The sequence below is a fragment of the Kitasatospora sp. NPDC051164 genome (genome assembly GCF_044455625.1).
Lineage (GTDB): Bacteria > Actinomycetota > Actinomycetes > Streptomycetales > Streptomycetaceae > Kitasatospora.
The window spans coordinates 21,082-39,061 of the sequence record NZ_JBITFB010000052.1 but is presented as its reverse complement, the minus strand read 5'-3'; the positions used below and the strand labels follow the sequence as shown (position 1 = coordinate 39,061).

The following is a 17,980-nucleotide window of genomic DNA, read 5'->3' as shown; positions in this document are numbered from 1 at the left end:
ACTCCGATACCACAGGAGTAACCTGTCGGAATGCTGCCGAAGAAGGCGATCCTGCTTGTTCGAATTTCGGATGACCGCGAAGGCGAGGGCCTCGGGGTCGGCCGGCAGGAGAATGACGGCCGCCGCCATGCAGACCGGATCGGCTGGACCATCGCTGAGGTCATCATCGAGAACGACACCTCGGCGTTCAAGCGGCGCAAGGTGCGGCTGCCCGACGGTACCACCGCCCTGCGAGTGATCCGGCCTGGATTCCGGCGGTCCCTCGACCTGCTCAGATTGGGAGAGCGGGACGGCCTCATGGCCTACGACCTCGATCGGGCCGTACGCGACCCGCGCGACCTGGAAGACCTTATCGACCTCGTCGAGTCCACCAACCCGCGGCTGCCGGTCGCCTCTGTTACCGGGTCCCTCCGCCTGGACAACGACGCCGATATCACCATGGCGCGCGTCATGGTGGCTGTGGCGAACAAGAGCAGCCGCGACACCAGCCGCCGAGTCGCCCGCAAGCACGAGCAGCTCGCCGAGCAGGGCAAGCCCTCGGGCGGTGGCCGCAGGGCCTTCGGGTATGAGCCCGACGGCATGAGGATTCGGGAGTCCGAGGCCGAGGTCATCAGGGAGATGGCCCGGCTGGTGCTGGACGGTGCCAGCCTCTACGAGATCGTCGACTACGCCAACGACGCCATCCGGCCGGCATACGCCGACCGGTGGAACACGCGCTCCATCAAGACGATTTTGGCCGGCCCCAGGGTGGCCGGCCTGCGGGTCTTTCGCGGCGAGGTAGTGGGAGAGGCCGCATGGGATGCCATCCTGCCCCGGGACATCTGGGACCAGGTGGTAGAGATTCTGGCCCAGAATCAGGCTCGGCACTCTCCCGCCACCAACGCTCTGTCGAGGTGGCTCAACCAGTTGCTGATCTGCAGCCTGTGCGAGGCGTTGCTGGTCGGGTGGTCGGGGCGCTACTGGTGTGCGACGCCCCGGGGCGGCTGCGGGAAGATCGCGATGGACGCCAAGCGCGCCGAGGCCGAGGTCGAACGGCAGGTACTGGAGTACCTGGGCGAGCCCGGCGTCATGACGCTGATGCGGGATGCCACCGCACCGATGACGGCAGACGCTGCCCGAGAGAGTCTTGCAGAGGACGAGGAGCAGCTGAAGCAGCTCGCCGGCATGTGGGCGCGGAAGGAGATCGGCTTCGGTGAGTACACGGAGGCTCGCAACATCATCACGGCTCGCGTGAAGGAAAGTCAGGCCCTCGTGACGGCATCGTTGCCGCGCGCTGTGCGGGGCCTGCTTCAAGCCAGCGACCTCGGGGCCGAGTGGAAGGCCATGCACCCACCGGAGAAGCGGGACGTGGTCCGGGCGATCGTGGGGGCCTACCGTGTCCTGCCAGGGTCGCCCGGCCTGAAGGTGTTCGAGCCCGAGCGCCTTGTGCCGATTGAGCGGTAGGGTGCCCGGCCCCCGCGGTGCACCGCGGGGGCCGGCCCCTCCCCGGAACCGCCTGGGGGACGTGTTTCCGGGGAGTCTGGAAGCGCACGAATCATAGTTCGAACGCACTGGCGAGTCACTGTCGATTTGGTCATACAGACTTTTGATCTTGAACGCGCCAGTGTCAATGGGTGTACGGCCGTCCTACCCCACTTCAGCTGCAGGAACGCCGCGCTGTCGGCGACCGGATCAGGTACTTACGCCGACAACAAGGCATCAGCCAGGAGAAGCTCGCCGAACTCATCGGCCGCGACCGGCAGTCCGTATCGAGCTGGGAACGTGGCGCCACACCGCCATCCCTCGACGACCTCACCGCCATGGCCCACGTTCTCGGCGTCGGCACCTGGCGGTTGTTCTACGGATGACCCCGGCCGACCGCACCGCCGTACGGCCGGCCAGGGAGTCAGCGGATCCCGTTGGGGAGGTGGTTGCTGCGGATGCCGGACGCGGGTTCGCCGGTGCAGCCAATGTGATCCCGGATGGTGTCGGAGTGCGAGTTGAGGGGGCCCTTGTAGGTGCCACGCCCCCACTTTCCGCACACGACGCAGTAGCCGTGGCACTCGTCCCGCAGCGGCGGCGTCCCGCCGACAACGCTCACTCGTCTTCGCTCGCTGACTCGTGTGCGGACGCAGCCTGATCGGCGGCCGCCTGGTCGCGCAGGTCGCGGTAGACGGCGAGCCTGCGATCGATTTCGTCGTGCCACGTCTGGGCGTCGGGGGCGGTCACTGGTGGGCCTCGAGGCTCGCGGCGTACTGCGGGCAGCTGCTGCAGACCCGGACGGCGTAGACCAGCCCATCGTCCTCGACGTGCCCGGCGTCGGTCAGGCCGTCCGTGCGGCGGTCGCAGGCGACACACGCCGTGCCGGAGCGCTGGTCGGCGGTGAGCCGGGCTCCAGGCCGCGGGGCGATGACGCGCACGCTGTCACCGAGGTTTCCCGATGCGGCGTCCTGCAACTCGTGGCGGCGGGCGAGTTCCTGGGGCGTTCGGCCCAGGGGGCGGGTGGTGGCCATCGTCTCTCCTCGGTGTAGGTGTCCCGATACTGAGAGTGTCGACCGTGCGTGGGCCCCGAACTATCACTCTTCGGTGATAGCCCGGGGCCTCTGTGTGGTCGTCAGATGCCGACCCAATGTGCCAGGTTGGACAGCGTCCCGGGCGTGGAACGACGGGCGGAGACGAGTCCGGCGATGGTCTCTCGCACCATCGGGTGATACCTCGTCTGTTGGGGTGCGACCTCGCGTGCTCGCTGCAGCGTGCGCAGTGCCTGCTCGCCTCGGTTGGTCCACAGTTGGGCCCGTGCAACCTCGGCAAGGTGAGCTGCGGCCCGGGATGCAGGCCAGTCCGTCGGGATCGTCAGGCTGCCAGCAGCCTGGAGCGCCTCGGCGTACTGGCATTGCTCGGCGAGCGTCGCCACCCGGTGCACGGCCACGTTGGTGGGGCCGAACGACAGCCAGTGGACCCGGGCAGCCTCGCCGGTCAGCTCGGCCATGCGGGATGCCTCTGCGATATGGCCGGCTGCGGTGTCGCCGTCGCCAGAGCGTGCCGCGAGGACGGCGGCACCGAGGTGGAGCTGCCCGGTTGCGACGTCCCGGGTGCGGTCCGCGTCGCCCTGGGCGAGGGTCTTCATTCCGACGGTGACGAGGCGCTGGCCCATGCGGTACTGGCCGGCCCTCAGGTAGACCAAACTACGCAGGTACTGCCGGACGCCCGCGAGGACCGGGTCGCTCGCGCGTTCCGCGGCCCAGTCCATGCGGTCCAGGGCGACCACGCACAGGTCGGGGAAGCCGAGCTTCGCGGTGACGTCGTACGCGGTGCGGTAGGTCGAAGCGAGAACGCGCCACGCTTCGTCGGTCTGGAGGGTGTGTGCGGCGGTGGTGGCCTCGGTGATGAGCGCGGGCAGGGCGCGGGCGGCGTCCTTGAGGCGGGTGTCGCGCACGAGAGCGCACAACTGGTCGGCCTCCGCAGCGATGGCGGCGATGCCGCGCGGGGCTACCTCGGGGTCCACGCCGAGGTCGTACAGGTCAAGCGCCTCGCGGATCGGCTGGATCAGGCCGTCGAGCTCGTCAGCCTGGAGTTCGGCGAGGTAGGGCTGGCCGGTCAGGTCGACCGTCTGGACGGACAGGGAGCGGGCGATCGCGGCCAGCACGGCTGGCGATGCGGGCTTCACGCCCTGCTCGATCTTCGTGATCATGCTGTATGAGACGCCGGCCGTCTCGGCCAGAGCTCTCTGGGTGAGGTGACGCAGTTTCCGGTACCGGGCGATGCGATCCCCGGTGTGCTCGGTGGCGTTGAGGGGCATACTGGGCTCCGTTCGTGGGTCAGCACTGCGGACGATACCCGCTGTAGGTGGCGGGATGCCGTCGGCGGCGGAGTCCAAGGCTCCGCCGCCGCTTGTTGTTTGGTCGCAGATCGAGGTCCACGCTCGGACACGACGAAGCGCCCCCGCCCGGGATCCGGGCGGGGGCGTGGTGGCGTCAGGGGTGGAGTGCGGCGTACGCGGCTGCGGCGGCGCCGGCGATGCCGCCGAGGGCACCGATCGTAGGCAGCGGCCAGCGGCTGGCCTCCAGGCGCCGGAGTCGGGCTTCGTGGTCGCCGAGCCGGTTGTCGACGTCCCGGTCTGTGGCGGCCAGCGTGTCGAGCTTCGCTTCGAGCCTCAGCAGCCCGTCCGCCACGCGCCGGACCTCCTCGTACATCTGGGCGGCGGGAACGTAGATGCCCGGGTCCGGGGGCGTCACTCGCGGCTCCCTGCCGGGTCGATCGGCACCGGCGCGACCGGGTCGGGCGCGGGCGCCGCGGGCGGGGTCATCTGCAGCCACGAGGGAAGCCAGGCGTTGACCTGCGGGAGGGCCATCAGGCGGGTGATCGCCGCGGCGACGGCGAGGATGGTGCCGAGCCCGGGGAGGGTCTCGGGAAGGCCGGCGGTGCGGACCAGGAGCGGCAGGCCGGAGGCGAGCGCCAGGACGACGGCGACGACGGTGCGGATGGTGCGGCGGGTCGAGTCGGACATCAGGCGCTTCCCTTCGGGGTGGTGTCGTTGACGTCGACCTGGACGTGCACGGTGCTCTGCGCGAGCACCTCGGCGAACTTGGCGGCGGCCGCGTCGATCGCGGCCTTGACCACGGCCGGGTCCGCGCCACCCACGGCCGCCGCAGCAGCCTGGCCGAAGAGGAGCGGCCGGATTCCGGCGGCCAGCCACTTTGCGGGCACGGTGCTCGGCGACTCGTTCCACTCGGCGTCGACCTGCGGGAGCCCGTGCTCCCACACCTGGTCGGCTACGGCGGCGATCTCCGGCTGGAGCTTGTACCAGGCGGCGTACGCGAGCGCGTCGCGTACGTCGATGCTCTTGACGGTATCGGCGATGATCCGCCGCAGGTCGTCCTCGGTGAAAGCGGCCAACGGGTCCTCCTCGGTGGTGAAGTCGGGCCAGCTGCCCGGGTCTTCGTGGTCGTTTTCGGGCACGTGGGCGTGGGCGTACCAGCCGCCGCGCGTCTCCCACGTGGTCTCGTCGCGGTGCGGGGTGAAGTCGACCGGGTGGCCCATCGGCCACACGTCCGGCACACCCCACGAGGCGATCCAGGCGTGGAGCCGGTCCCAGCCGGCACACGGGGTGTCGACCAGCCGCGGGTACACGCGGCCCTGGTAGCGGCAGTAGGGGAAGAACACGGCCTCGATCTGGATGACGACGCGGCCGGCCCGGTTGGTGCGGGTGCCGCCCGGCGAGTCGACGACGGACTTGGAGCGGGAGTCGGCGGGGAACAGCTGGGCGATCCGGCCGGTGAACGGGTCCCAGATGATGTGCGGGGCCTCGGGGGCCCCGCTGCCGGTGAAGTAGCTGACCAGGCTGTCGAACGGCACCCAGTCGGCCGGAGCGGCGGCGGTGGCGTTGCGGTCCCAGGTGATGTGGGCGATCGCCTTCGGCGGGTACTGCTGATCGGTCGGGGCGTGGTCGCCGAGGTCGTGCACCTCGGCGCCAGGCATCCACAGGTCGGGCACGGTGCCTCCTAGGCGGCGGGTGCGGTCTGGCCAGCCCAGGTGGGGGGCAGTTCGGGCGTCGCGGGCTGCTGGGGCTGCCTGTTCGGGATGGGCTCGGGGGCGCAGCCGCATCCGGGCAGCTTGGCCGGGTCGGGGGCGGTGCAGCCGGCGGCGTGGACGTGGGCGGCGAGTTCGAGGCCGATGGCGTGCTGGTTGCAGGCGTGGACGGCGTCGGTGGAGTCGGCGTTCTGGCCGGAGCGGCGGCGCCACTGCACGGTGGGGCTGTTGGTGCAGCCGGCGCCTGCACAGCCGAGTTCGACGGCGGTCGGGTTGGTCATCAGGATTTCTCCCAGATCACGGTCATGCCGGTGTTGTTCGGGTTGGTGGACAGGGCGCCGCCAGAGGTCTGGTACGCGCACCCTTCGAGGTAGTCGCCGGCGGCGAGCTGGACGACGGCGCTGCACTGCAGGGCGGCGTTGATGTCCGTGCGGCTGGAGTCGTTGCCGGCCTGGATGAGCTTGACCGCGGCCCCGTTCTTGTGGATCTCGATCAGCCGGCTTCCGGCCGCGTTCGCCGTGAAGCCGAGGCTCACTGTGATCCGGTACCAGCCCGCGGTGCCTGCCTGGCAGGTGTAGCGGCTGTTGTTGGTCACATTGGAGTGACCGCCGTTGGTGTCGGTGATGGTCGTGTCGATGGCGATGTTGGTCAAGCTGGTGTTCGCGATCGACTGGGCGGCGCTCTGGTAGCCCTCGAAGAACGGGCGGTTGAGCAGGAACTGGAAGCCGTTGTAGACGTTGGCGTTCCACAAGGCCGAGGTGACGTAGTTGCCCGGCACCTCGCTGGCGATGGTGGGGATGGTGAAGCCCGGCATGGATCCCTCCGTTCGTCAGTAGGAGAAGGCTGCAGAGTCGAACTTGGCGGAGGCGTCCCAGGCGGTCGGGTCGGTGGTGCCGGCCGGGAGGGGTTCACACACGACGTCGCCGTTGGTGTGGGCTTTGGTGGTGGCGGCGGTGAGGGTTATAACCGCGGTGGTCCATCCGGCGGTGGTGGCGGACACGGACTGGACGGTGACGGTTTCCTGGTTGGCGGTGCCGAGGCCGAGGACGAGCTGCTGCCCGGCGCCGATTTGGGCGGCGGCCGGGTTGGTGTTGTCGGCGCCGGCGTTGATGGTGATGCTGGTGACGCCGGACGTCGGGCTGCCGTTCAGCGTGGTGTGGAACGAAGCGAACAGGCCGTAGGGCGTGAGGTCGGCCGGCGACAGCTGCAGGATCCACCGGGCAGCGTCGGCGGACATGTCCGTCTGGATGTTCTCGACAAAGCACGGCAGGCTGATCAGCGAGCCGTCGGCGCGGCGCCGGTTGACGGTGACGCGCATGCCCAGCTCCAGGCTCAGGCAGACGGGCCACAGGGTCGGGTTCGCGGCCGGGTTGAGGGTGATAGCAGTGACGCGTACCGCGGGCTGCCGGTACCTGCTGAGCAGGTAGTTCGCCGCGTCCTGGACCTCAGGCGCGGACTGGGAGTTGACGGTGCGGCTGGCGGTACGGGGCGCGTACCGGGCAATGGAGGTGCTGTCGCGGGCGGTGAAGGTTTGGCCGCCCGCCTGCGTGGCCGAGACGATGTTGGCCACGCGCGTGAGGTCGTAGTCGAGGGCGATACCCGGCTCGTACGGATACTCGCCGGGTCCGTCGCCGAACGTGTAGGACGAGGTCACGGCGTTGTACCGGTCGGATCGAGCCTTGAAAACAGCCTTGCCGGCTCGGTCGATGTAGTGGTTGCCGCCCTCGGTGGTGACGATGTCCTGCAAGACCTGCAGGGCGGTGCCGCCCGCCGCGGGCCCCATGGCGGTGGTGCGGCCGGTCTGTACCGCGGTGTTGCCGGTGTAGCCGGCCCAGCCCAGGACGCGCGTGTACCTGGTGTCGGTAGATTCCCCCGCCAGCGCGTTCTTCCAGGCGTTGTACATCGTGGTCAGGGCGGGGGAGTCGATGGTCGCGGCGAACGACGGCTGGAACTCGGTGGCATAGGAGACGTCGCCCTGCCAGACGTAGTACGCGAGGTTGCCCTGTCGCGGGTCTACGTACCCTCCGATGACGTCGGAGATCAGCCCTGTAGGTCCGGCTGTTGAGGGCGCCGTTGGGAAGGCGTACGGGGATCCGTCGACGGACAGGACGACGTATCCGCTGCTGGCGGAGTACCCGAAGACGGCCAGGTGCCAGTTGCCGTCCGCGAGGTTGGTTGGCGGGTAGGCGGTGAACGTACCGGCATTTGTTGTGGGCGATGCGACCGTGAAGTTGAGCTGACCGGAGGAGTCGAGGTAGAGCGTTGCGTGGCTGTTCGCCGACGGGTTGGTGTTGCCGTCCTGGCAGACCCAGAGGTTTGCGAACTGGGAGATCGCTCCGCCGGTCCACCGAAACGCAATCATCCTGACCCACTCGGAGGGGTTGGCGGGGCCGGTCACGCCGCCCTGCGACAAGGACAGGTAGGTCAAGGCGCTGAGGAAGTTGCTGCCCGGGTACTGGCCGGTGATGGTGCACACCGTGCCGGTCGCGCCGGTGTAGGCGCCGCCGGCGCTGGCGGAGGTGATCTGGGTGCCGAATGCGAAGGAGGCGCCACCCCCGGCGGAGTTGGTGACGACTGCGGGCGGGCACTGGCCGGTGGCATCGCCGGCGATGGTGGAGTTCTGGGGATCGCTGAGGGGGTACATGAAACGCAGGCCCCGCGACACGACTTCCTGGCCGAACGCGTCCTGGAGAGTGATCTGACTCAGCGCCGAGAACGCGTCGGCGGCCACCGGGTTGACCAGGGCGTACTTCGGGTCGCTCCAGGTCATAGGCCAACGCTCGATGAACCCGCCGTACAGCGGGTACCAGACGCCAGGCTGCACCCATGCTGAGGCGGAGGCGCCCTTCTCCAGCTGCCATTCGTCGACCTGGAGCGTGGCGTTGGCCGCTGGGGTGGCGGCCACGGCGACGCCTGCGGTGAGGCCCATCGTGCCCGCGGGGAGGGTGGCGGTGCAGGTGATCTGCGTCCACGCGGCGGTGGCCGAGCCGGTGAGCGTGGTGGTCGAGCCGTAGCTGAAGGTTGGGGTGCCGCCCTGTGTCAGGTTCCACCCGATGTGAGCCTTGACCTGCACGGTTGTGCTCGGCGTGATGTTTCGGATGCGCATCTGCACGGTGTACGTGACGCCAGGTTCGGCCGCTGGTTCGGACGTGTGGCAGATCCGCTGGTTGACTGTGGCCGCGGTGGTGATGGGGAACTGCAGGACGGTACTGCCGCGATAGGCGGTGGCGGATGTTACGACTGAGGGAGTGCCGGTGTCGCTGAACGTCTGGGCAGCTACCTGGTCGAGGGTGCCCAGTGGCCAGCCGCCGACGTCGCCGCCGGTCGCCTGACCTTGGGTGAGCCTGTTGATGGTTGCCGGGTACTGGGCGCGGCGCCGCACCGGCGCCATGGGCAGCACGTAGCCGGCCCATGGGCTGGAGGTGTTGGACGGGTCGAAGACGCCGTCGGTGGCGTCGAGGCTGAGTCGCAGCTCGCCGGCGCGGACCTGGTCCAGCTCGTACTGGCGGCCGCGGCTCTGGGAGACGGTGCCGCGGATGCGGCTGGTGATCTCCGACCAGCGGTTGGGGGAGATCAGGCAGCCGCCCGGCGACCAGTACGGGCCCCATGCCTCCTCGATGAGAGGCCAGTTCGGGTTCTGGACCACGGGCGGTTGCCTCCTAGCGGGCGTAGGGCTGGTAGGTGCCGATGTTGCGGGCGCCGTCCTGCAGGTTCTGCTGCCGGACGAGGTCGCGCAGGTCGCGCTCGGCGAGGACGGAGCCCTGCACGGTGATGTGGGTGGTGTGCTGGACGATCTGCCCGGCGCCGGCCATGGAGCCGGGCAGGGACACGCCGGGCTGCAGCTGGGCGGCAGTGAGCGATCCGGCGTCGACCGCGGCCCCGGACAGGGCGGTGACCGCGGCGAGGGCGACGCCGGCACTGGCCTGGACGCCGGCGGCGATGCCGTGCGGAATCCAGTGCCCGACCTGCTCGGCGAACACGCGGGAGGGCGAGCTGATGCCCAGGAAGCTCTTGGCCGCGTTGAGGGCGTCGTTCGCGAGGTCCTTGACCTTGTTCTTCAGCCAGTTCCAGCCCTGGCTGATGCCCCGCCCGATGCCGTTGACGATCTCGATGCCGACGTTGACGAACTCGGCCGCCTTCCCCTTGGCCGCGTTCCAGGCGGAGGAGACGCCGCCGGTGATGGTGCTGGCGATCTCGCTTGCTTTGGTCTTCATGGCGTTCAGCGCGTCCTCGACCGGGCTGACGATGGCCGAGTGGACGGAATGCCACGCGGCCGCGGCCGTGTTGGAGATGCCCTGCCAGACGGACGACAGCCATGCGGCGACTGCGTTCCATGCGCCGACGAGCCAGTTCCACGCGGCGAGGGTCGGGGCAATGATCCACTGGTGAATCCATTCCCAGGACCCCTTGGCGTCAGCGCCGATAGCCGCCCACACGGCGGACAGCCATGCGGCGACTGCGTTCCATGCGCCGACGAGCCACTGCCAGGTCTCGACTACGGGCTGGATGATCCACTGCTGGATGAACGCCCACGAGGCCTTCGCGCTGGCGGCCACTCCGTTCCAGACCATGCTGAGGAAGTCCGCCACGGCGTGCCACACGGTCATCGCTGTGCCGATGATCTGCTCGTGGAAGTGATTCCAGATCGCCACGAAGACCGCGATGTACGGAAAGAAGATCACGAACAGGAGGGGCCACCACTTCGCGAAGAACGCAGAGATGGCGTTCCACACCTGCGACGTCACGTCGCTGACCCAGTTCCATGCGGCCACGATTGGGTCGACGACGGTGTGCCAAGCCGCGACGAAGAACGCCGCGGTGGCGTTCCAGGCATCGACCGCGCCGTCACGGATTGAGTGCCACGCCTCGACTGCCGGGTCTGCGACCGAGTGCCAGGCCGAGGAGAAGAACGCTGCGACCGCGTGCCACGCCTCCTGAACGTGCCGATAGACCCACTGCCAGGCCTCATCCGTTTTGTCGCTGAGCCAGTGCCATGCGGAGACGACAGCGGACGCAACGGCCAGTGCGGCGCCGCGAATGAAGTCCCAGACGGCCCGCCAGTGCATGCCCAGGTATACGAGCGCTGCGACCAGTGCGAGGACCCCGACGGTGATCCACACCACCGGGTTGGCAAGCGCGGCCGCCGTGAAATTCCACATGGCCACGGTGAGCGCGACCATGGCGACGACGAGGACACCGGCGATCGTCCCAGCCAGGACTTTCGCGGCCATTTCGTGCTGGGTGATCCAGCGGGCGCCGTCGGCTACGACCGCCGCCAGTTTTTCGGCGTAGGGCATGAGGTACTGGCCGATCTGGATCGCCAGTGCCCCCGCCGCGGCTTTCGCGGAGTCCAGCTTCTGGTTGAAATTCTGCTGGACGTCGGCCCAGCCTTCGATTTCGTGACCACCCGTTTTGACGTGCTCGTTGATGGTCTCGATGTTCTTTTTGAAAGTTTCCATGTGCGGGCCGGTCAGCTGAAGGGCCGCCATCATGCTTTTGGTGCCGCCGACCATCGTCGCGAGCGCGCCGATGTAGGTCTGCTGTTCGGGCGCGAGGTTGGCCAGCACCTTTTCGTAGTCGGTGGTGTTCGCCGACGCCTTGCGCAGGTGGTCGATCAACACCGTGCCGGCCGGGCCCATCTTCTTCTCGATGGCGTCGGTCAGCATCTCCAGCGTGGAGGCAAGGCCCTGCTTGCCGAGGTTCTGCCCGACCTCGACCGCCGACAGGCCGAGCGACTTCATCTCCATCGCGGCCTTGCCGGACGGGTTACTCAGGGCGCCGATGGTCTGCCGCAGGTAGGTCGCGGCGACGTCCGCAGTGGTGCCCTGCGCGGTCATGGTCGCCATGGCGGCGAGGACTTCGTTCAGGCCGACCTTGGCGGCGGAGGCGGTAGGCAGGATCTTCGACATGGAGCCGGCGAGGGCTTCCATGTTGGTTTTGCCGCTGGCCTCGGTCGCCACCAACGCGTTGGTGACCTCGGCCGCGTGGCCGGCCGACAGGCCGTAGGCGTTGAGGCCGGTCGTCACCGCGTCCGCCACGGTCGACAGCTCGGCGGCGCCCACCTTCGCGCCCATCGCCGAGTTCTTCAGCACCTCGAGGGCGGCGGAGCCGTGGTAGCCCGCCGACTCGATCTGGTACAGGCCCGCGGTGAGGTGCTCGGTGGACTGGCCGACCTCGCCCGCCATGGCGAGCACCCCGTCGGAGACCATCTTCATGTTCTCGGCGGCCTCGCCGGCGCCGGTGCGGACGCGAGTCATCTGGGCCTGGAAGTCGCCGGCGGCCTCGATGGCGTGCTTGCCGGCCTCGAACGCGGCAATGCCGAGGCCGGCGAGGGCGGCCTTGCCGAGCAAGCCCGTCTTGGCGAATGCGCCCGCGCCGGCCGCGTCCGCCTCGGCGAGCGCGACCTTTGTGTCGGCGACCGCAGCCTTGACGCCCGCGCTGGAGCCGATGAACTCGATGAAGACGGGAGGCAGGCCGCCCATGGCTCACCTCCCGCTGTTCAGTTGTCGCTGGTCAGAACTTGTCGGTGGCGCGTCCCCATGCCGCCGTCCAGATCGCGCCCATCTTCGGTGCGGCCTTGTCGACGCCGGGCTTGAAGTAGGGGAAGGTGCCTTCGAGTCGGCCCTTGTAGAGGTTCTGGGGACCGCCCCGACCGCCGGCGAACACCACGCCGTTGAAGCCGCCGCCCGGCAGCGGCCTCGGCTTCTTGTTGGAGCGGATCGAGCGGCTGAGGGCGCCGGTGAGCTTGCCGGGGCCGCCGCCCTTGGACACGACGTGCGGGCTCAAGTTGAGTCGCACAGTGGCGCCGGTGCGGCTGGACTTGCCGCGGTGGTCCCAGCGCGGCCGGCCCCGCAGCTGGCCCTTGATCGAGCTCTTCGCCAGGCCCTGGCAGGCCTTCAAGGCCTTGAGGGTGGCCAAGTCGATGTTGGCGTCCATCCTCACCAGCGCCGCCTCGGCCTCCTTGACGCCGCGGACGACGGCGCGCATCTCACCGGGCATCGGCGGCTCTCCTCTCCGCATCGGCACGGACTTTGGCGACGGTGTCGTCGACGGCGATGAGCCAGTCGAGGGTGAGTGCCGGTTCGTCGAGCAGCTGGGACGGTGTGCAGTGCAGCAGCGTGCACAGCCGCCACGTGCGGTACTCCTCGACCGGGATCCGAGCCGGGTCAACGGCCATCCCCTCCAGGGCGTTCTTCAGGCGCTGGAGGGCTCGGTAGGGGACGCCGGATCCGGGCTCGGCTCGGAGAGGTTCGGATTGAGGGCGCCCTGGTAGGGGGCGACGGCGGCGCGCAGGGCGTCAAGGGCGGGCCCGGGGAGGTCGAGCAGGCCGTCGACGGACACGGGGATCGCGTCGTAGGACCAGCCGCGGACGGCGGCGACGACGAGGAGGTCCTGGATGGCCTCCAAGTCGTCGAACGCACTGCCCATGCCGGCGGCGACCTGCAGTTGCTCGGTCTCGGTCATGTCCGCCGGGCTCTTGCCGGACGCCTGGACAGTGGCGACCGCCGCGGCGAAGTCGCTGTGCCCGAGAAGCTGCGTGGAGAGCTTCTTGATCGGCCGGCGGTACCGCTCGGTGATGTCCTGCACGGGCCGAAGGTCCGCCCAGCCGCCGCTCGGGAGCGGGATGCGGTTGGCGGTGGTGATGTCGATCGTCACTTGTACGTCCCGGAGGCGATGGCGTTCTGGATGGTCATCTTGATGGGGCTGTAGCCGCCGGAGCCGCCGACGTCGATGGTGTTGGCGAGGCCCTCGTAGCTGACGCTGAGCTCGATCCAGTCCTTGCCGCGGGAGATCTCGGCGCCGGAGTAGGCGCACTTGGTCATGTGCAGCTTGACCTGCACCGCGCCCGCGCCGGCGCCCTGCGCGAAGTTGAAGTCGAGCGACGGCTTGGCGTTGGTGAGGTAGTTGGTGAGCTGGGCGTCGTCCTCCATGATCAGCGTCATCTTGCCGCTGACCGTGACCGGCCCGGACCACAGCGCAACAGGGGCCTGCGTGCCGTCGGCGGTGCTGATCGCCGAGACGGGGCGCTTGATGGTGCACTCGCCGTCGATCAGAGTCGTCACCGTAGAGCCGCCGATGGTGACGGCCCCTTGCCACGCGGCGATCGGCGTCACCGCCGTGAACGACGGGGTCGGTGCCGAGGCGGTCGCGGACGCCAGCGTGAGGGCCTTCGCCGAGTACTCCAGCAGGCCGTCACCGTTGAACTTCAGCCCCAGCTCGGAGAACTTGGTGCCGGCGAACTGGCGGGTGGAGATGGCGTAGTAGTCGGACAGCGTGTAGCTGGGCGGCTGGGCGGTGCCGGTGTTGAGGACGGCCAGGGCGTGCGTGTAGGGGGCGCTCGCGCCGGTGGTGGCGAGGTCGCCGAGGACGCCGGTGGCGATCCAGCCGAGAGTGTCGGGGAACACGTCGCCGCCGAACTCGTACTCGGCCCAGATCGGGCCCGAGATCTCGTCGTAGACCTCGACCATGGAGCCGCGCATGCCCTTGTCGGGCAGCAGCGTCAACTTCTCCTTGGGCTTCATGTCCTTGACCGGGATGAACGCGGTCGCGGCCACGGCGGTGCCGAAGGTGGTCTCCTTGGCGATGCCGAGGAATGACCTGGCGGACGGCTGGGGCATCACTCACCTCCGGTGGTGTCGTCGTGGTGGTCCTCGGCGGCCGGCACCTCGGCCAGCTCAGGCTCGATGGCGACCTGGGACGTCCAGGCGCCGGAGTCAGCGGCGGGGATCCAGCGGCCGTCGCCGGGGTCGGCGTCCAGCTCGTACGTGGTGCCGGGTGTCGGGGCGAGGGAGAGCGAGGGGTAGTAGCGGCCCCCGTCGCCCTGGTAGATGAAGCGCAAGGGGTCCTCCTAGATGCGCTGGTTGCACTCGACGGTGAGGGTGCCCTGGCCGACCCACGAGGAGTGGTCGGCCGCCCAGGCGACCTCGGTGTCGGAGCGGGTGGGCTTGGACCACAGGACGGAGCCGCCGAGGGTGGGGTCTGTGCGGACCACGGCGATGATCTGGTCGATGAGGGTGGTGGTGCGCTCGAAGGCCGACTGGGAGTCCTCGGTGCCGCGGGCGCACTCGATGACGATCTCGATGCCGAAGTCCTCCCGGAGCCATCCGGCGCCGCCCGAGCCGACCATGGAGGACACGTCGATGCGCCGGCCGACCTTGCCGACGGCGACGATGTCCGCGGGCTGGTAGGTGCCGGGCCCGTCCAGGCACACGAGCAGGCTGGCGGCCGGGTCGCCGTAGGATCCGCCGGACACGACGCCGGGGTCTGGGGTGAGCGCGGATTTGATGGCATTGAACAGCCACAGGCGGGCGGCCGGCGCAGAGGAGGAGGGGATGGTCATCAGGCCACCCCCGGAGGACGGCGGTACGGGGCCCATAGTTCCAGCACCCGGGCCGGGAGGGCGAAGCCCATCGGAACGGCGACACCGTCGGAGTCGTAGGACCCGGCAGAGCCGAACGAGGGGCGGCCGGCCTGCTGGGTCATCTGCCAAAGGTGGCGGATGAGTTCCAAGGCGCCGAGGAACACCGTCGGGGCGACGACGCCTGTCCCCGCGGTGTACACGACCTTGACGTTCTTCACGCCCCTCGGGAACGGGACGTCCTGGCCGACCGCGCGGCGGGTGATGGTGCCGCGCGGAAGGTCGGCGGTGTACCCGTAGGAGTCGAACCCGGTCCCACCGAGGGGCTGTTCAGTGAGGTTCCAGGTGCTGGAGGCGACGTACTCGGTCACGGAGGTGACCGAGGCGAGGGGCTGCCAGTCCAGGGAGATCGTCGGCCGGCCCCCGTCGTGCCACTCCGTGTGGAGCTCCGACGTGATCGGCCCGCACACGTAGCGGGCCTGGTCGTCGGCGGCGTCCATGAAGCGCTGCAGCTCGGTGTCCTGCCGGGTGTCGCCGGCTGGAATGTTGAGGTGCAGCTTGACGGAGGCCAGGTCGACGATGCTCACCGGGCCTCCTACGTGGCGACGACGCGCGGGACGAACGCGCTGACGGACGGGGAGGCGATGGTGGCCGGTGCCGTGCCGGTCAGTGCGCTGCCGCTGACGGTGGTCAGCGTCTTGTCGCCGGTGGTAATGCCCGTGACCGCGCCGGTCAGCGTCGCCAGGCCCACCAAAGACGGCACCGTGCCGGCCTTCACCATCACCGCGGCGTAGTAGACACCGGTGCGGGTGATCTGAACCGCGCTGGAGAGGGCGAGAGTCTTGGCGGTGCTGGCCGCCCACGCGCCGGTCAGCTGGTCCGCGGTCTGGCCCAGCAGCGCTGGGGTGGCGTCGTCCGAGTAGAGGGCGAACCACCAGTTCGTGGGCGACGCCGCTGCGGTACCGCCGGACGCGAACGTCAGGTTCGTGACCACGTCGCCCGCGTACAGCGGCAGGGCGGTGGCCAGCATGATCTGGGTGGTCAGCACGCCGCCGTCGTTGAGGACGTGCGAGCGGGCGATGTTCTCCCGGAACATGCCAGACGGCTGGCCAGCCAGCAACCAGCTCGGGTTCTTCGGCCCATACTTTCCGTTTATGAGCGGCACCTCACTCGCCGCCCTTCGCCGTCTCGGCGGGCGGCGCCGAGGCGGCGGTCTGCTTGGCGCCGCGCTTCGCCGGGGCCGGGAGTCGCAACTCGTCCAGGCCGGCGCGCAGAAGCCGGGCGGCCTCGGCGCGTTCGGCAGCCGGGAAGTGCTGGCCCAGCTCGGCGAGTTCGGCCGCCCGGTCCTCCAGGCGCTCGATCTCGGCGTCGACGTCGGCGGTCACGCGGCTGATCTCGGTGGCGGTCTGCTTGGCGCGGTCGCTGTCGCCGCTCTGGGTGTGCCGGTCGTGCTCAGCCCGCAGGCCCCGCAGCTCGGCGATCCTGTCGTGCATGGGTTCCTCCAGTGAGGGCCCGCCGCCCTGGAGTAGGAGGCGGCGGGCCGGTCAGGGGTCGGATCAGAAGCCGGACGGGGCGATGAGGCCGGTGCCGGAGATGACGGCGATCGCCTCGGGGCGGCGGTCCGCCATGAACGCGCAGTAGTTCCAGACCTGCAGTCGGACCTGGAGCGTGCCGGAGAGAACCTCGGTGAGGACGCGGGAGCGCATGGCGCCCTCCCACAGGTAGATGTCGCTCGTGCGGGCGATGATGGCCCGGTCCTCGTTGGTCCCGCCGCCCAAGTTGGACGGGATGTTGCCGTCCGTCAGGACCGGCAGGCCGGCGACCTTGCCGACGTAGCCCTCGGTGTCCGAACCGGTCTGCAGGGCGAGCGGGTTGAACGGCGAGCTGGTGTCCGGGAGGACGAGCGGCCGGTTCGAGGAGTCGAGGGCCGACATCATCCAGTACCAGCGGGCCGGGGTGACGAATCCGGCGGTGGCCGGCATCTTGCGGCCGGTCGCGACCTTGCTCATGGCCTGCAGCCACGGCGTGTACATCTCCGGGACCGTCGGCGAGGCGTCGGTGTAGGTCACGGAGGTGATGCCGGAGACGTTCAGGACGCCCTTGAGCTGGCCGGACGAGCCGGAGCCGGAGATGCACTGGGTGTCCAGGCGCAGGTTGTAGTCGGCCATGAGGTCGGCGAACACGATCTCGTCGAAGCCGACCGGCGACTGGTCGAGGAGCTGCAGGGCGATGTCCTGCTGGCCTGCGATCGTGCGCACGGGCGCGGACACGAAGGTGTCGGTGAGGTCCTGCGACGTCACGGCTGCGGCGTCGGCGGTCTGCACACCGGTCAGGGTGCCCGTCGCCACCTTCGGAACGTTGATGGAGTCGGTGCCGGACGGCAGGGTGAGGTTGCGGACGCTGTTGGCGAAGGTGCGGCCGAAGCGCGGCAGGTCGATGAACTCGTCAACGAGCCACAGCGGCGGCACGAAGTACCCGCCCTGACCGTCTGTGCGGTTCGGGTTGACGCGCTTCTCGAACGAGGACTCGCGGTCCACGCCGCGCAGTTCCGCGTCCGCGCGGGCCGCACGTTGCCGCTCGCGGCGAGGCATGTCGACTTCGAGTTCGGCCTGGTGGCGGCGGATGCGCTCGCGAGCGGCCTCGACACCGCCGTCGCCATCCCCGCGGTTGAGCTCGACCCGCGCGAGGTCGAGGTAGTAGGAGTGCCGGCTGCCGCGCTCGTAGGCACGCGGCTCGCGACCGATCTGCGCGGAGGCTTTGGGCGCGTACCGCTTGGCGGTTTCGGCGGCCTGCTCGTCGCGCTGCAGCTGCTCGTCGAGCTCGGCGATGCGGTCGTCGATCTGCCGCACCTCCGCCTCCTTGGTGTCGAAGCGGGCGCGCTCGTCGTCGTTGAGGTCGCGCTTATCGGCGGTGGGGGCCTTCAGGATCTCGCCGAGCTCGGCCTTGAGCGCGGCACGCCGGTCCTGGAGGGCCGTGATGAACTCACGGGACATGGGGTTTCCTTCGGTTGGTGACGGTGGTGGTGGCGTGCCTGCTGTTCGGGTGGTGGTCCGGGTGGCGGCCAGGTGCACGAGGGTGCGGCGTGGCCGCCGGCGCGGCTCCGGCGCGGTCGGC

General features: G+C 69.5%; 23 protein-coding genes. 2 read left to right on the top strand and 21 right to left on the bottom strand.

Features of this window, described 5'->3' with window-relative positions; translation table 11 throughout:
* The first annotated feature begins 30 nt into the window (after positions 1–30).
* Positions 31–1,443 (top strand): recombinase family protein, encoded by a 1,413-nt coding sequence (locus ACIBEC_RS43815; protein ID WP_396290556.1) that lies wholly within the window; start codon positions 31–33, stop codon positions 1,441–1,443.
* A gap of 170 nt (positions 1,444–1,613) precedes the next feature.
* A complete protein-coding gene (locus tag ACIBEC_RS43810; RefSeq protein ID WP_396290554.1) occupies positions 1,614–1,847 on the top strand; it encodes a helix-turn-helix domain-containing protein in 234 nt (77 codons plus the stop codon).
* 38 nt (positions 1,848–1,885) lie between these two features.
* Here ACIBEC_RS43810 and ACIBEC_RS43805 read toward each other — a convergent pair whose 3' ends face one another.
* From ACIBEC_RS43805 to ACIBEC_RS43705, 21 genes are all read right to left on the bottom strand, one after another.
* Positions 1,886–2,080 carry a hypothetical protein gene (locus ACIBEC_RS43805; RefSeq protein ID WP_396290553.1) on the bottom strand — a complete coding sequence of 65 codons (195 nt, stop codon included), beginning with the start codon at positions 2,078–2,080 and terminating at the stop codon, positions 1,886–1,888.
* A complete protein-coding gene (locus ACIBEC_RS43800) occupies positions 2,077–2,208 on the bottom strand; it encodes a hypothetical protein (protein ID WP_396290551.1) in 132 nt (43 codons plus the stop codon). The genes ACIBEC_RS43805 and ACIBEC_RS43800 overlap by 4 nt, the downstream gene beginning before the upstream one ends.
* Positions 2,205–2,492 carry a hypothetical protein gene (locus ACIBEC_RS43795; RefSeq protein WP_396290549.1) on the bottom strand — a complete coding sequence of 96 codons (288 nt, stop codon included), beginning with the start codon at positions 2,490–2,492 and terminating at the stop codon, positions 2,205–2,207. Before ACIBEC_RS43795 ends, ACIBEC_RS43800 begins: the two co-directional genes overlap by 4 nt.
* Positions 2,493–2,593: 101 nt before the next feature.
* A complete protein-coding gene (locus tag ACIBEC_RS43790; RefSeq protein WP_396290547.1) occupies positions 2,594–3,778 on the bottom strand; it encodes a helix-turn-helix domain-containing protein in 1,185 nt (394 codons plus the stop codon).
* 175 nt (positions 3,779–3,953) lie between these two features.
* Positions 3,954–4,214: a hypothetical protein gene (locus ACIBEC_RS43785; protein ID WP_396290545.1), complete on the bottom strand. Its 261-nt coding sequence runs from the start codon at positions 4,212–4,214 to the stop codon at positions 3,954–3,956.
* Positions 4,211–4,486 carry a hypothetical protein gene (locus ACIBEC_RS43780; protein ID WP_396290543.1) on the bottom strand — a complete coding sequence of 92 codons (276 nt, stop codon included), beginning with the start codon at positions 4,484–4,486 and terminating at the stop codon, positions 4,211–4,213. The genes ACIBEC_RS43785 and ACIBEC_RS43780 overlap by 4 nt, the downstream gene beginning before the upstream one ends.
* On the bottom strand, positions 4,486–5,472 hold the full coding sequence (locus ACIBEC_RS43775) for a hypothetical protein (protein ID WP_396290541.1): 987 nt from the start codon (positions 5,470–5,472) through the stop codon (positions 4,486–4,488). The genes ACIBEC_RS43780 and ACIBEC_RS43775 overlap by 1 nt, the downstream gene beginning before the upstream one ends.
* An 8-nt stretch (positions 5,473–5,480) precedes the next feature.
* On the bottom strand, positions 5,481–5,789 hold the full coding sequence (locus tag ACIBEC_RS43770; RefSeq protein WP_396290539.1) for a hypothetical protein: 309 nt from the start codon (positions 5,787–5,789) through the stop codon (positions 5,481–5,483).
* Complete coding sequence (locus tag ACIBEC_RS43765) at positions 5,789–6,322, bottom strand: hypothetical protein (protein ID WP_396290538.1); 534 nt, start codon at positions 6,320–6,322, stop codon at positions 5,789–5,791. Before ACIBEC_RS43765 ends, ACIBEC_RS43770 begins: the two co-directional genes overlap by 1 nt.
* A 15-nt stretch (positions 6,323–6,337) precedes the next feature.
* Positions 6,338–9,154 carry a hypothetical protein gene (locus ACIBEC_RS43760; RefSeq protein WP_396290536.1) on the bottom strand — a complete coding sequence of 939 codons (2,817 nt, stop codon included), beginning with the start codon at positions 9,152–9,154 and terminating at the stop codon, positions 6,338–6,340.
* Between the two features lie 13 nt (positions 9,155–9,167).
* On the bottom strand, positions 9,168–11,990 hold the full coding sequence (locus tag ACIBEC_RS43755) for a phage tail tape measure protein (protein ID WP_396290534.1): 2,823 nt from the start codon (positions 11,988–11,990) through the stop codon (positions 9,168–9,170).
* A 31-nt stretch (positions 11,991–12,021) separates the two neighbouring features.
* Positions 12,022–12,507: a hypothetical protein gene (locus ACIBEC_RS43750; RefSeq protein ID WP_396290532.1), complete on the bottom strand. Its 486-nt coding sequence runs from the start codon at positions 12,505–12,507 to the stop codon at positions 12,022–12,024.
* On the bottom strand, positions 12,497–12,685 hold the full coding sequence (locus ACIBEC_RS43745; protein ID WP_396290530.1) for a hypothetical protein: 189 nt from the start codon (positions 12,683–12,685) through the stop codon (positions 12,497–12,499). The genes ACIBEC_RS43750 and ACIBEC_RS43745 overlap by 11 nt, the downstream gene beginning before the upstream one ends.
* A gap of 17 nt (positions 12,686–12,702) precedes the next feature.
* Complete coding sequence (locus tag ACIBEC_RS43740) at positions 12,703–13,164, bottom strand: hypothetical protein (RefSeq protein WP_396290528.1); 462 nt, start codon at positions 13,162–13,164, stop codon at positions 12,703–12,705.
* On the bottom strand, positions 13,161–14,126 hold the full coding sequence (locus ACIBEC_RS43735) for a phage tail tube protein (RefSeq protein WP_396290526.1): 966 nt from the start codon (positions 14,124–14,126) through the stop codon (positions 13,161–13,163). Before ACIBEC_RS43735 ends, ACIBEC_RS43740 begins: the two co-directional genes overlap by 4 nt.
* Positions 14,126–14,347, bottom strand: coding sequence for a hypothetical protein (locus tag ACIBEC_RS43730; protein WP_396290524.1), 222 nt, complete (start codon positions 14,345–14,347; stop codon positions 14,126–14,128). The genes ACIBEC_RS43735 and ACIBEC_RS43730 overlap by 1 nt, the downstream gene beginning before the upstream one ends.
* 9 nt (positions 14,348–14,356) lie before the next feature.
* Positions 14,357–14,848: a hypothetical protein gene (locus ACIBEC_RS43725; protein WP_396290522.1), complete on the bottom strand. Its 492-nt coding sequence runs from the start codon at positions 14,846–14,848 to the stop codon at positions 14,357–14,359.
* Positions 14,848–15,453, bottom strand: coding sequence for a hypothetical protein (locus tag ACIBEC_RS43720; protein ID WP_396290520.1), 606 nt, complete (start codon positions 15,451–15,453; stop codon positions 14,848–14,850). The genes ACIBEC_RS43725 and ACIBEC_RS43720 overlap by 1 nt, the downstream gene beginning before the upstream one ends.
* Positions 15,454–15,461: 8 nt before the next feature.
* Positions 15,462–15,962: a hypothetical protein gene (locus ACIBEC_RS43715; RefSeq protein WP_396290518.1), complete on the bottom strand. Its 501-nt coding sequence runs from the start codon at positions 15,960–15,962 to the stop codon at positions 15,462–15,464.
* Between the two features lie 70 nt (positions 15,963–16,032).
* Positions 16,033–16,359, bottom strand: coding sequence for a hypothetical protein (locus ACIBEC_RS43710; protein ID WP_396290516.1), 327 nt, complete (start codon positions 16,357–16,359; stop codon positions 16,033–16,035).
* Positions 16,360–16,422: 63 nt separating this feature from the next.
* On the bottom strand, positions 16,423–17,859 hold the full coding sequence (locus ACIBEC_RS43705; protein ID WP_396290514.1) for a phage major capsid protein: 1,437 nt from the start codon (positions 17,857–17,859) through the stop codon (positions 16,423–16,425).
* Between the last annotated feature and the right edge of the window lie 121 nt (positions 17,860–17,980).